The 13,571-nt window shown below is 57.6% G+C and carries 10 protein-coding genes; 5 read left to right on the top strand and 5 right to left on the bottom strand.

All coding sequences use genetic code 11. The features are described from left to right. Positions 1-96: 96 nt before the first annotated feature. Both H8E27_04015 and H8E27_04010 read left to right on the top strand, forming a co-directional pair. Positions 97-1,524, top strand: a complete 1,428-nt coding sequence (locus tag H8E27_04015) for a DUF1501 domain-containing protein (protein ID MBC8324773.1) — start codon at positions 97-99, stop codon at positions 1,522-1,524. A gap of 142 nt (positions 1,525-1,666) precedes the next feature. Next, positions 1,667-3,055, top strand: coding sequence for a DUF1501 domain-containing protein (locus tag H8E27_04010; protein ID MBC8324772.1), 1,389 nt, complete (start codon positions 1,667-1,669; stop codon positions 3,053-3,055). Between the two features lie 73 nt (positions 3,056-3,128). Here the strand turns inward: H8E27_04010 and H8E27_04005 are convergent, their stop codons facing one another. After that, positions 3,129-3,824: a DUF2071 domain-containing protein gene (locus tag H8E27_04005; GenBank protein ID MBC8324771.1), complete on the bottom strand. Its 696-nt coding sequence runs from the start codon at positions 3,822-3,824 to the stop codon at positions 3,129-3,131. A gap of 74 nt (positions 3,825-3,898) precedes the next feature. Between H8E27_04005 and H8E27_04000 the strand changes: the two genes are divergently transcribed. Further along, positions 3,899-5,512 carry a PQQ-like beta-propeller repeat protein gene (locus tag H8E27_04000; protein ID MBC8324770.1) on the top strand — a complete coding sequence of 538 codons (1,614 nt, stop codon included), beginning with the start codon at positions 3,899-3,901 and terminating at the stop codon, positions 5,510-5,512. 7 nt (positions 5,513-5,519) lie between these two features. On the opposite strand, the gene H8E27_03995 is transcribed toward H8E27_04000, so the two are convergent. Next, on the bottom strand, positions 5,520-8,012 hold the full coding sequence (locus H8E27_03995; protein MBC8324769.1) for a ComEC/Rec2 family competence protein: 2,493 nt from the start codon (positions 8,010-8,012) through the stop codon (positions 5,520-5,522). Between the two features lie 62 nt (positions 8,013-8,074). Here H8E27_03995 and H8E27_03990 point away from each other — a divergent pair, with 62 nt between their 5' ends. Both H8E27_03990 and acpS read left to right on the top strand, forming a co-directional pair. Further along, positions 8,075-8,824: a pyridoxine 5'-phosphate synthase gene (locus H8E27_03990; protein ID MBC8324768.1), complete on the top strand. Its 750-nt coding sequence runs from the start codon at positions 8,075-8,077 to the stop codon at positions 8,822-8,824. After that, complete coding sequence (gene acpS / locus H8E27_03985) at positions 8,821-9,198, top strand: holo-ACP synthase (protein MBC8324767.1); 378 nt, start codon at positions 8,821-8,823, stop codon at positions 9,196-9,198. The genes H8E27_03990 and acpS overlap by 4 nt, the downstream gene beginning before the upstream one ends. Here the strand turns inward: acpS and H8E27_03980 are convergent. From H8E27_03980 to glnD, 3 genes are all read right to left on the bottom strand, one after another. Continuing rightward, complete coding sequence (locus H8E27_03980; protein MBC8324766.1) at positions 9,176-9,592, bottom strand: hypothetical protein; 417 nt, start codon at positions 9,590-9,592, stop codon at positions 9,176-9,178. The genes acpS and H8E27_03980 overlap by 23 nt on opposite strands. Continuing rightward, a complete protein-coding gene (locus H8E27_03975) occupies positions 9,589-10,683 on the bottom strand; it encodes a hypothetical protein (protein MBC8324765.1) in 1,095 nt (364 codons plus the stop codon). The genes H8E27_03980 and H8E27_03975 overlap by 4 nt, the downstream gene beginning before the upstream one ends. Positions 10,684-10,755: 72 nt before the next feature. Then, positions 10,756-13,521 carry a [protein-PII] uridylyltransferase gene (glnD, locus tag H8E27_03970; GenBank protein MBC8324764.1) on the bottom strand — a complete coding sequence of 922 codons (2,766 nt, stop codon included), beginning with the start codon at positions 13,519-13,521 and terminating at the stop codon, positions 10,756-10,758. Positions 13,522-13,571: the final 50 nt, after the last annotated feature.

Genomic DNA, 13,571 nt, shown 5'->3' with positions numbered 1-13,571 from the left:
AATGACCAATTCCCAAATTTGGGCCTTGGTGATTGTGAATTCCTTGGGCCTTGGCCCTTGGTCCTTGGACATTTCCCCCGCAACCCCAAATCACCCATGACCTCTCCCTCCCCATCCACCCGCCGACATTTCCTCGCGCAGAATGCGATGGGGATCGGGGGCGTGGCGTTGACGTGGCTGTTACAGCGCGAGGGGCTGCTGGCCAAACCGGTGAAGCCGGATCTGGGATCCGCCGCGCATACCTTATTGCCCAAGCAACCGCATCACGCTCCGCGCGCCAAGGCGATGATTTCCTGCTTCATGCAAGGCGGCCCGAGCCAGATGGATATTTGCGATCCTAAGCCCCAGCTCGATGAGTGGGACGGGCGCGATTTCCCGGAGAAGATCAAGTACGACAACGCCGCTCAGGCGAGCAGCAAGGTGCTCGCCAGTAAATGGAAGTTCAAGCAACACGGCCAATGCGGCATGGACTTCAGCGAACTCGTACCCGGCTTTGGCGAGGTGGCTGATGAGCTCTGCCTCATTCGCAGCATGCACACCGGCGTGAACAATCACGGTCAGTCCATCCACGCGATGAACAGCGGCCGCACCACCGACGGCCGACCGTCGCTCGGCAGCTGGCTCACCTACGGGCTCGGCACGGAAAACCAAAACCTGCCCGCCTACATGGTACTGCGCGATCCGGTGAACATCCCCGTGCTGGGCGTGTTGAACTGGTCGCCCGGCTGGCTGCCCAGCCTGTACCAAGGCACAGTCGTCCGCGCCCGCGAACCGCGCATTCTCAATCTCGATCCGCCGCCCGCCCTGCGCGGCAAGCCACAGGAAAATTTTCTGGAATTCCTTAGCGAACTGAATGGCGACCCCTCTGGCGGCGAACTGGACCTCGAGGCACGCATTGCCAGCTTCGAGCTGGCGGCCCGCATGCAGACTGCCGCGGCGGAGGTCATGGATATCTCCGGCGAAAGCGAGGCCACCAAGCAGCTGTACGGTATCGATGATCCGGCCACCAAAGATTTCGGTACGCGCTGCCTGATCGCCCGACGATTGGTGGAGGCCGGCGTGCGGTTCGTGCAGGTGTTCACCAAGAACCAATACTGGGATCACCACGGTAACATCACCAACGCCCTGCCCGCGTCCTGCAAGAAAATCGATCGGCCCATCGCCGCGCTCATCAAAGATCTCAAGGGCCGCGGGCTGCTCGACAGCACAGTCGTCCATTGGGGCGGCGAAATGGGGCGCCTACCCGTGGTGCAAAACGAGAAAAGTCCCGGCCGCGACCACAACACCTACGGCTTTTCCATGTGGCTCGCCGGCGGCGGCTTCAAGCCCGGACACATCCACGGCGCCACCGACGAATGGGGCCACCGCGCTGTGCAGGATACAGTCAACCATTACGATTACCACGCCACCCTCCTGCACCTGTTCGGCCTCAACCACGAACAGCTCACCTACAAACGCGCCGGCCAAGAACAAACCCTGACCGACGGCCAACCGGGCAAAATCGTGAAGGAGATACTGGCGTAATGACCAATACCCAAAACCCAATCCCCAAGTTTGTGTCAGGGGTCATTGGATATTTCTTGGTCATTGATCATTGGTCCTTGGACATTCACCCATCATGAACGACCTCGCCCACACTCGCCGCCAATTCCTTGCCCGCAACACCATGGGCATTGGCAGTCTGGCGTTGGCGTGGTTGTTGCAGCGTGAGAAACTGCTCGGCACGCCCAAGGACATCCCGCGCGCCCAGCGTCGGTTTGATCTGAAGCCCAAGCAACCGCACTTTGCGCCCCGGGCCAAGGCGATGATTTCCCTCTTCATGCACGGCGGCCCGAGCCACATGGACCTCACGGACCCCAAGCCCGAGCTGCAGCGTTGCAACGGTATGGAATACGGCGGCAGCGTCCATTACAGCTTTGCTAACGAAGCCAGCCGCAAGCTCTTCGGCAGCCCCTGGCAATTCAAGAAGCACGGCCAATGTGGTATGGACTTCAGCGAACTGCTGCCGCACACCGCAAAGATCGCCGACGATCTCTGCATGATCCGAAGCATGCACACCGGCCACAACGGCCACGAGGTTTCCATCCGTTACATCAACGCCGGCATCCCGGGCATCACCGGCCGCCCCAGCCTCGGCGCTTGGCTCACCTACGGGCTCGGCAGCGAAAACGACGAGCTGCCCGCCTACATGGTGCTCAAGGATCCGGGCGGCAAACCGGTCGATGGCAATCACAACTGGAGCAACGGTTGGCTGCCCAGCCTTTATCAGGGCACCGTCCTGCGCGCCAAGGAACCGCGCATTTTTAACCTCGACGCCCCCGGCCATCTGCTTGGTGCGCCACAGGAAAATTTTCTGCAATTTCTCAGCGACCTCAATGCCGATCAAACCCAGGCGTTGCCCGGCGAAGACGCCCTCGAGTCACGCATCGCCAGCTTCGAGCTGGCCGCCCGCATGCAGACCGCCGCCAAGGAAGCGCTCGATATCAGTGGGGAAAGCGAGGCCACCCGAAAGTTGTACGGCATCGATCAAAACGAAACGAAGGAATACGGCACCCGCTGCCTCATCGCCCGACGGCTCGTCGAACGCGGCGTGCGTTTCGTGCAGCTCTTCCTCAACGGCCAGCCGTGGGATAACCACGAAAACATCCACGCCGGTCTGCCGTCCATTTGCCGCCGCACCGATCAACCCGCCGCTGCGCTGGTCACCGATTTAAAACAACGCGGCCTGCTCGACAGCACCGTCGTCCATTGGGGTGGTGAGATCGGTCGGCTGCCGGTGGTGCAATCCCGCAGCAAACCCGGCCGCGACCACAATGGCCAAGGCTTCAGCACCTGGCTCGCCGGCGGCGGCTTCAAGCCCGGCACCATCTATGGTGAAACCGACGAAGTCGGCCACCGCGCCGCCGTCGATAAGGTCACCGCCAACGATTACCAAGCCACCCTTCTGCACCAATTCGGCCTCGACCACACCCAACTCACCTACCACCACGGCGGCCAATCCCAAAAACTCACCAATGATCGCCCCGCCCGCGTTGTGAAAGAGATTGTTGGGTAACCCTTTCACCACAGAGTCAAAGAGGATACAGAGAAAGTCTCTTGAAAATTCTGTGCTCTCGGTGCCTCTGTGGTTAGATCATTGTCCCTGAAAACACCGCCACCTTTGACCCATCCGCATTCATCACCGAATCCGGTTCACCCGCCAGTGCCTCGGCCCATTCCGGGCCGTAAATCGCCAGCACATCCAAGTCGAATCGCGCCAACTCCACGGAACGAACCTTCCAAGTGGGATGCGTCACCTCGTACTCCATCGAGCCACCGTCGGTTTGCCGATTATACCCCCAGTAATGTTCGATGAAAAACTCCTCCATTGCCTCCGGCCCGCGCCAATCACCCGCGGCATCCACCGCCATTTGCTGGCGGGCACCGTCCAGTTCCAATTCGTAACCAGTGCGCCGGCCCTCAACCAAGGCGCGCAGAGGCAGCGTTTCGTACGGTTCATTATACACCGCGCGAGCCACCCACTCGACCAGCCGACGCGGTGTGAGTTCACGCAGAAACACCACTCCACGGCGCAGTTCCCCTTTCACCTCGCGGCGTACATAAAACCGTAAGTTTATTTCCGGAAAATTCCGGTGCCCGATCGCCGGCACCCCTTTCACTGCCAGATCCAAAAAACGAAAGCCCACCAGACTCACCCAATGCTCGTCTTCCCTCGGATCCAGTTCCGTGCCCGCCGGCACATGCGGCGCCAGCAACGCCGAATCCACGCGCCAGTTGAACAGTATCAAGTCGCGCCACGCCGCGGTGAGAAATGAATCAGGCACGGGTACAGTATAAACACAGCGTGCACCTTTGCCAAAACGTTTGCCCTCGGCGACAACACGGATACACTCCGCCCATGAGCAACACCGAGCCGCCTGTCTCCCCGCGCCTTGCCAGCTACCTTTGCCCGCCGCTGGCCATTTGGCTGTTGTGGCGGCATCGCCTCCCGTGGCGCGGAGGCAAGACTGTGATGCTGCTCATCTTCATGCTCGTCCAATTCATTCTCGGAATTTTGCTAATGACCAAGGCCGGCTGGACGCGTGTGGACTGGGATGGACGCGGCTTGCCCGGCGATCTCCGTTGGGTGCTGGCCGCACCCGGCGATGCAGATTGGAATTATTCTGATCGTAAACCCAACTCCGATGACCCCGCCCATTGGCCGGGCTATCGTGGCGCGCGGCGCGATGGCGTTTACAACGGGCCCACCATCCGAACCGATTGGGACACCGCCCCGCCGAAGTCCGCGTGGACCACCCCGGTCGGGGGCGGCCACGCCTCGATGACCCTCGCCCGCGGCCGTCTCTTCACCCTCGAGCAATGGGCCGAAGGCGAAGTGGTCACCTGCTACAACCTCACCGACGGCCGTGGACTCTGGCGGCACACGTACGCTGGAAAATTTAACGACACATCCGCAATGGGTGGCGTAGGCCCGCGCTCCACACCCACGTGGGATGACGATCGCCTCTACACACTCGGTGCCGAAGGCCAACTCCATTGTCTCGCCGCCGACACCGGCAAAGTAATTTGGCACAAAAACATTTACGACGCCTTCGGCACGCGCAACCTCCCCTTCGGCACGTGCGCTTCGCCGTGGGTGGCTGGCGAAAAACTGATCATCACCGCCGGCGCCCGCGCGGGATCAGCCAAGCACACCGTGTTTGCGTTGGACAAAATGACCGGCGAAGTCTTGTGGCGTTCCGCCGCTGAAAAACAAGCGTACATGTCGCCCATCACCACCACGCTCGGCGGACGCGAACAAATCCTGCTCTGCGCCGGCCGCGCGATCCAAGGGCTCTCACTTGAGGACGGCGAAATTTTGTGGACCGTAAAATGGACCGTGAGCTACGACAACAACATCGCCCAACCCGTTGTGATCGATGACACACACGTTTTCATCAGCGCCGGCTACGGCACTGGCTGCGGCCTCATCGAAATTGAAAAAACCGGCGACACCTTTTCCGCCAAACTCGTATGGGAAAATAAACACCTGAAAAACAAATTCACCAGTTCCGTGCTACACGAAGGCCACCTTTATGGCCTCGACGATGGCGGCGGCGACAACGCCGCGTACCTCGTCTGTCTCAACGCCCAAACCGGAGAAAAACAATGGCGCGGTGACAACTACGGCCACGGCCAGCTTTTGCTCGCCCAAGGCCACCTCATCATCCAATGCGAAAACGGCGACCTCGCCCTCGTCAAGGCCACCCCCGAATCCCATCAACAAATCGCCCGCCTCCCCGCCCTCCCCGGCAAAACTTGGAACAACCCCGCCCTCGCCAACGGTCGGCTTTACGTCCGCAATGACCAACAAATGATCTGCTTCGACATCCGCCCCGGCTCCGAAGCCGGCTCTGTCATTCTAAACAACCGCAACGCCGAGGCGCTCTCCGTTTTGGCAACGGCGTTTCTGTTACTAAACGGACTAGGCTGCATTGGGCTTGGCTGTTTTGTGCGCCCGACAGGCGAATGAATCCCCGCTAATACTCACGGCTACGCCACAACACACCGTTCGAGTTTTTCAAACACCAATCACCTCGAGCGATGGAAAGGCAAATCCCTTTTTGTCGCCGCACAGAAAACACTTCGACACCACTTTCACCTAGGCGTTTGAGCAACTCGGCTGAAGCACGTTCGGCGATGGGGTATTTGCTGTCGTGAACAATAATCACTTTCGGATCGATGAGGCGCAGCAAACCGGTATTCAGTGGTTCGCCATAGCTGGGGATGGCCACGACCACGATGTCCGCGCGCAAATCAGCATCGCGGGCCAGCATGGCTTGGCAGCCATCCGGGCCCACATCGGAAAGGAGGAGCACGCGCACTCCGTGAAACTCGCCGCGCAAAACCATCGCATCATCGGTGCTGCGGGCAAAATCATCACCTTTCGCCGGATGCAACACTGTCCACCGGCCGATAGAGTCGCCAGCGGATACGGTGCGTTTCAATCCCTCGTGTTGCGCCAATTCCGCCAGTACGGTTTTATGAAATCTGGAGGATGATTTGGCGTGGCTCAAGGACACGCGCTCCAGCGGCTGCGCAGCCAGCAAATGAGTAAAGCCGCCTATGTGATGGCCGATGCCGTGCGTGAGCGCCACAGCCTGTAGGGCATCCACACCGCGCGCTTGCAAATGACGCTGCACGGTATATTCCACGGCCATCGCGTTGCCGGTATCGATCAGCAAACCGGATGTATGCGCGTTAGCCTCCACGTGAATCATCGGCCCTTCCGGAAGCATCGTGATCCGCACTTCCTGTTGATCAAATTGCCAACGCGCCAACAACAAAACCACAAACACGCCGCCGCCACCCAAGGCCCAGCGACGCACAGCGGGTTTCAAAAACCAGCCCGTGCCCACGCCGAAAAGCACCGCGTACCAGCCGGCCATCATCCACGGCGCAGGCGCGCGCACATATTGCCACGCACCGGGGAGATCGGAAGTCCATTGGCTGATGGCCATCATGCAGTTCATAAAAAACCACGCCGAGTGATTAAACAAAATCGTCAGCGGCTCCAGCCAACCGCCGCAAATAAAACTCCCCATACAACTCGCCAACGCCAAAGTGCCGCACGCCACCACCGGCACATTCGCCAGCAATGCCACGGGGTTAACCAAATGAAAATAATGCGCAATGAGCGGCAACGACGCGAGCCACGCGCAAAAGGAAACCGCGATTGCCCCCACCAACCAATACGACGGTTCCAAAATCCACCGCCGCCAGCGCGGCCAAAGTTCGCGCGGCAAAAATAGATCCGGCCGCACGCCTGCTTGCAGTCGTTCCACGATGGGCGGCATCACCAACGCAAGGCTGAAGACCACAGCGAAAGACAATTGAAAGCTCGCACGGAACAGTTGTTGCGGATCCCACAACAAAATCAGAAACGCCGCCATCCCGAGCGAGTTCAAAATATTGACGGGCCGTTTAAGCGACCACGCCGCAAGGATGAGCGTCATCATCACCGTCGCCCGCACGGCGGAGGGTTGCCAGCCGGTGGCCGCGGTGTAAAACCACAGCAACGGAATCGCCACGACCCCCACCCACGCACGCGGCACACGCAGCACCCGCAGCAGCACCACGAAAATTCCCGCCACCAATCCGATGTGCAATCCGCTGATTGCAAAAAAATGCATCGTGCCCGATCGCATAAACGGCGCAGCCACTTCGCCCGTGAGTGCCGTGCGCCAGCCGAGACTCATCGCCCACAGCAACTCCAGCGCTTCGTCTTGCTCCGGTTGTCCTCGACTGAGATTGTGCCGCGCCCACGCACGAAAGCGATCGGCCAATGGAGGGCGCGGCGATGAGCTTTGCGGGATGAGTTTCCAGCGCGTGAGTTTGTCCGTATTCAGTTCAAAATAAATGCCACGCCGCCGCAGACTTTCGCGGCGGTCGTACAATCCCGGCGCTTTCGCGTGCTCGGGTTGGATGAGCACGCCATCGACCTCCACGAATTGCCCGGCATAAAAATCTTCGCCCAGCTGATTCGTGGTCGTCACCATCACCGTGCCATGGGCGGGTTGGCTTTGACCGCGGCGTGTAATGCTCTCGGCGCGGATGCGCAGTGAGGTGCGCTCCACCACGCCCGCGTGACGGCGTTCCGGCGTGGCCACCAACTTGCCGCGCAGCGTGACAATCGCGCCCTCTTCCGGAATGAGATGCCGCAGATCATTCGGTGAAATAGGCGCAGTTTGCCGTATGTAATTGGCCCAACCCACCAACACAATCGTGGCAATCAACGCCACTTGCCGCACGACATCGGCTATGCCGGAAACCATCCTGAGGCGGTCATTAGAAAATCCTACTCGTTGCGACACCGCCCCATCGCAGCGTTGGCCGAGCCACACGGCAGCCAATCCCACGCCCGTTGCCGGCAACGCCATCGCCAAAATGATTGCCGGCGATATTTCGATCCAATCGCCCAACAACACCCCCGCCATCAACAATGCGGCGATGATGAGCATTGGAAATTTCACATCGAATTTTTAACACACACCGCGGAGTTGGCAAGGCGGGGGAATTTGCGTAGCGTGTCCCGATGCTTAAGTTGGGAGTCAACATCGACCACGTCGCGACGCTGCGCGAGGCGCGTTATCGAGGGCAAAGTGGGCAAAAGCGCGGCGAGCCTTCGCCGGTGGACGCCGCCATCGCCGCCGAGGCCGCGGGCGCGCACGGCATCACCGCGCATTTGCGCGAGGATCGCCGCCACATTTTGGATGCCGACATCGCCGCGCTGCGCAAAGCGGTGAGCGTGCGGTTCAATTTCGAAATGGCCAACACCGCCGAGATGGTCCGCATCGCCCTGCGTACCAAACCGGAAATCGTCTGTCTCGTCCCCGAAAAACGCGAGGAGATCACCACCGAAGGCGGGCTCGATGTGGCCGGCCAATTACCCGCGCTGAAGCGCACTTGCAAAAAAATGGCGAAGGCCAACATTGAAGTCAGTTTATTTATCAATCCCGATGCCAAACAAGTGGACGCCTCCGCGCGTTCGGGCGCGCAGTTTATCGAGCTGCACACCGGCCAGTTTGCCGAGCACTTCGGCAATGCCCGCGCCCGCCAGCGGGAACTCAATCGCCTCATCGCCGCCGCCGAGCACGCGCACAGCCTCGGCCTGCGCGTGAATGCGGGGCACGGAATTAATTACGACAACCTCAGCACACTCCACGCCGTGCCCCATTTGGAAGAGTTGAACATCGGCCACTGCATCATCAGCCACGCCGTGAGCGTGGGCTTGCCGCGAGCGGTGAAGGAAATGTTGCAGCTGATGAAAGGCTATCGCGGATGATTTTTGGGACCGGCATCGACATCGTGGAAGTGGAGCGCATCCGCGAAATTTGCAAGCGCTGGCGCAAACGGTTTTTGAATCGCGTGCTGCGCGAGGAGGAAATTAAATATTGCCTCTCGCAAGGCGACCCCGCCCAATGCATCGCCGCGCGCTTCGCCGGCAAGGAAGCGATCAGCAAAGCCTTCGGCACCGGCATCGGCGCACAACTCGGCTGGCACGACATCGAAATCGTCCATCAACCCAAAGGCCGCCCGACGGTGAAATTGCACGGTCGCGGAAAAATTCTATTACTCGAACAAGGCGGCAAAAGCGTCCACGTCAGCCTCAGCCACAACGGCGGCCAAGCAGCGGCTATGGCGTTGTTTGAGGGTTAAAGTCCCTACTTTCTTTTCCGAGTGCTTTGTCCAACACCTTCTCAATCTCGTCCCAAAAAGGGTGGCCGATGTCCTTCAACTGTTTTGCGCTACGCGCAGACGTTTGACGAAACAATTTCTTTTCCTCAAGTGTCAACTGTTTCCCATAAAAGTAAATTTGATCATCGTTGAAATCGGGATGCTTCCGAATCAAAATCAAATTATCCTTTCTCATAACCCCGTTCACAGCACCCAAGAAATTCATAATCCGAGCGTTGCAACGTTTCTCAGCAGCCAAGTGCCATTCTGCCCTAGTGTACCCCCACACCTTTCCTTCTTCAACAACGCCTTGGCAGCCAACAGCTATCAAGGCCACCACAAAGCAAAACAATCGATCGAATTTTAACTGATTCACAAGTCTTCGTGCCTCCTCCCAAACCAATTTAAACTTCCAATCACAATACTCAATATATAATTTATTTCCACCTTATACGGGCCGCAACCCTCAGGAACAATTCCACCTATTAAGTTCGTGCGTTTATAAATGGGGATTTTGCGCGTATAATTATTTAAATCACCAACTGTGTCTTCAAGCGGCACCAAACCATTATTCATAGCTGTGTAGCGATACCATTTATCCTTTTCAATTCCTCGTTCTGATTGTATTTGGAAATCCCACGCAAACATCCGCCTCACTTTCTTTGTGAACAATGTCCTCGCCGCGCCACCTTCCACGTCAGTTACATTTATGGTGACATCATGTACATACTCGCCGGAGAGAGCCAGCTGCCACGCTGTATACCCGACTACTTTGCCATCCACATCAACAATTTCAACCCAAAAAAGTATTTCCCCCTCGTCCCTATGGAACCATATGTTGATTTTATCATCAGATAGTCCTCGTACTTTATTCAGTGGCTGGTTATTAAAAAAAGGTTGAGGCATCCATATCCATGGAACATCAAGTGTTTCCTTAAACAAAAGACTCATCATATCCAATTCATGGAAGTCTAGTAAATCAACCACAGAGGACTCACTTGAAGTCCATTTTTCGCCCTCACCCTCATCCACTTGATGTTCCTCCATCTCCAACATCACGTCATTCGACACAAAAGATTTTTTTCCGTCCCAGACCTGTAATAAAACTTGATCCGCCAACTCATTGAAGTCAAGTAGATCTAATTTATTGCTAACCCACTCCTCATGATAAGAACCACATGACTCTGACAGACCATTGATCTCACAAAGCCCATCTTCTACAACGCATCCGTGTTCTTCATAAAATCCTGACTCCTCGGAATATCCCATTTCTTCGAAGTGCCCCGAATCATCGAACGTGCTGATTTTTTCATAATAACCATAGTCTTCATCGTACCCAGTTTCTTCATAGAAACCTTCTCCGGTAATAAGGTCAAATTCTTCAATGTATGTATGAACACCTGAGCGCACCGAGTACGTTAATAGGGTGAAAATGACTGACAGTAACAGGGGAATGTTGGTTTTCATTTTAAACTTTTTTCATAGTTAGTCAGAACTGTTCAAATCTGACATTCAAACGGTTGTTGTCAACATGTATTTTTACGCCTCGTGCAGCGCGGCGATGACGTGGCGGAGCATTGTGGCGATGAATTGTTGGCGGCTTTCTTCTTCTACTTTTTCGCCATCGATGTCAGTGAGATAAAAGCTATCGTTGGCACCGCCTTTTTCGGTGTTAATGCGGGCAAGCTCGATGGTGAGGCCGAGGGCGTTTAGCGTATGCGTAACGGCATAGAGGAGGCCCACGTGGTCCTCGGCTTCGAGATCGAGCACGGTGAAGCGTGCGCTGGAACGGTTGTCAAAATGGATTTCGGTGGGAATGCGTTCGCCGGTGAGCGAGGTGTATTCGATGCCGGAATCGGGAAGGGCCGCGAGATCGAGATCGGGGTCCTCGTGCGCGGCGAGGGCGGGTTTGAGGTGCTCGGTAAATTGCGCGCGTTGTTCGCCGGTGGGCAACTGGCCGGTGCGGGCGTCAGTAAGATGAAAGTGATCGAGCACCATCGAATCGCCGCGCGTAAAAATCTGCGCGCTTAAAATATTTAAGCCGCATTGTGCGAGTACGCCGGTGATGCGGCTGAATAGCCCGGAGCGATCCCACGTGCAAATGCTGGCAACGGCATAGCCACGGTCGCGGTCGCGCTGCCATTCCACGGCGGGCTCGAGCATTCGATCGTCAAAGGCAATTTGCAGTCGGATGAATTCGTTGACCAACCCGATGTCCTCGGCGATTTCATCAGCCGGCAAGGCGCGAAAGTAACGCATTGGCAATTGCTCAAAGTGCGCGGTGATTTCCTCGCGCGGCACTTTGTTGCCAATCAATTTGGTGACTTCAGCCTCAATTTCGGCGCGTTCCTCTTCTTCCGCACGCACCGCAACAGGGCCTTCGCGGAAGAGCGCGCGTGTTTTCCAAAACAAACTCCACTGCGAAGTATCCTTGAACCCATTCCACAAATCATCGCTCGTGCCCAGCGAATCGGCCAGCGTGTGCAGCATCAGCAGGTTCAGATTTTCTTCCGTCTCCATTTCCTCGGCGAATTGCCTGATGACCTGCGGGTCTTCCAAATCGCGCCGCTGCGCCACTTGCACCATGGTGAGATGATGCCGAATGATGAGCTGCAAACTATCGGCAGCGGCTTCATCGAGGCCGAGGCGATCGGCCACGTGCTCGGCCACACGCGCGCCTTCGCGTTCGTGGCGATCGCTCTCGATGCCCTTGCCCGAGTCGTGCAGCAACAGCGCGAGGTACAGCGTGGAAGGCCGATCAATTTCCTCAAACACTTCGTGGTAGCGGCGGTAGTCCGGCCACGTTTCCTCCCACAAGCCATCGAGTTTTTCGAGGCACACGAGGGTGTGCTCGTCCACGGTGTATTGATGATAAAACTCGTGCTGCACCAGGCACGTCAGTCGGCCAAACTCCGGCAGGAATTTGCCCAACAAATCCAGCTCGTGCATCCGACGCAGAATGCGGCCGACCGCGCCGGGGTGATTGAGGATTTCCAGAAAGGTCTCGTGCACGTGCGGGTCCTCGCGAAAGGCGCGATCCACCAGCCACACTTGTTGGCGAATAATCTGCGCGAGATCCGGATGCAACCGCAAGCTATGGCGTTGCATCAGCAAAAAAACGCGCATCAGTTTGCGCGGTTGATCGCGAAACACGCGGCGGTTTTTCGTATTGATCGCGCCATCCTCAATCGTAAACCCATCGATCACCTGTTCCTTGCGGCCACTCACCCAACGCCCGAACGCCTGTTGCCACGCCGGACGCGGCACCAGCGCGAGACGTTGTTCGATGGCCCGCACGGTGAGATCAATGTGGCGCGCATGCTTGTAATAATCCCCCATAAATGCCTCCAAGCGCTTGGCGGGCGAGCGGTTCGTGTAGCCCAACTGCCACGCCACCTTCGGCTGAACGGCTTTGGTGAGCACCTCCACGGGACGATCCATCTGATAATGCAGCTCATTGCGCGCGCGCAGCAAAAAAGAATACGCCGCCTCCAGCCGTTCCGCCTCGGCTTTGGTCACCACCTTGCGCGCCTCCAAATCTTCCATCATCCGGAACCCCTCGCGGAAGTGCATCATCCAATGCAGATTTTGATAATCGCGCAGACTGCCGCAGCCATTTTTGATATTCGGCTCCTGCATCGTCACCGCGTTGCCATGCTTGGCACGCCGCGCCGCTTGATCCTCCAGCCGCGCGGCGATGTAATGTTCCACGTGCGGCTTCACGCATTTGGCGTGCACCGTGCGCTCCATTTTTTCAAACAGCGATGCATCGCCGGCCACACGGCGCGATTCGATCAGCGCCGTTTTGCTTTGCATATCCTTGTTCGCCTCCTCCACGCAATCGCGCACGCGCCGCACCGAATGACCAATCTTCAAGCCCACATCCCACAACGTGTACAGCACCGTGTCCGTGACACTCTGCAAAAACTCCTCCGGCTTCGGCTTGGCCAACAAACGGTCGTCACACAGAAAAAGAATATCGATGTCGCTCTGCGGATTCAGTTCCGCGCGGCCATACCCGCCGATGGCCACCACGGCGATGGACGGCGGGGTTTTGAATTTTCCCAATGGCGCAAGCCCAATCGCCGTATCGAGCAAATGCCGGATGAGCGCGTCGATCACTGCCGCCCGCGCGCGGCACACCTCACGCCCAAGGCCCCCGCCGCGATGCAACTTCTTGAGCCGCGCCGCCTCGTCCTTGAGAAACCGCTTGTAACGCGCCAACTCCGCCGCCGGCGTTTGACCTTCCGCCAACACCAACCGCTCCGCCGCGTGCGCCTCCACCTCTTTAATCAAATTCGACACGCGGCGTGATTACCCCAAAACCGCCCGCGCATACAGTTTATTCAGGTGCA

The sequence above is a fragment of the Limisphaerales bacterium genome, assembly GCA_014382585.1.
GTDB lineage: Bacteria > Verrucomicrobiota > Verrucomicrobiia > Limisphaerales > UBA1100 > JACNJL01.
Note: the sequence above shows the minus strand (reverse complement) of the source record. Positions and strands in the feature narration are given on the sequence as shown.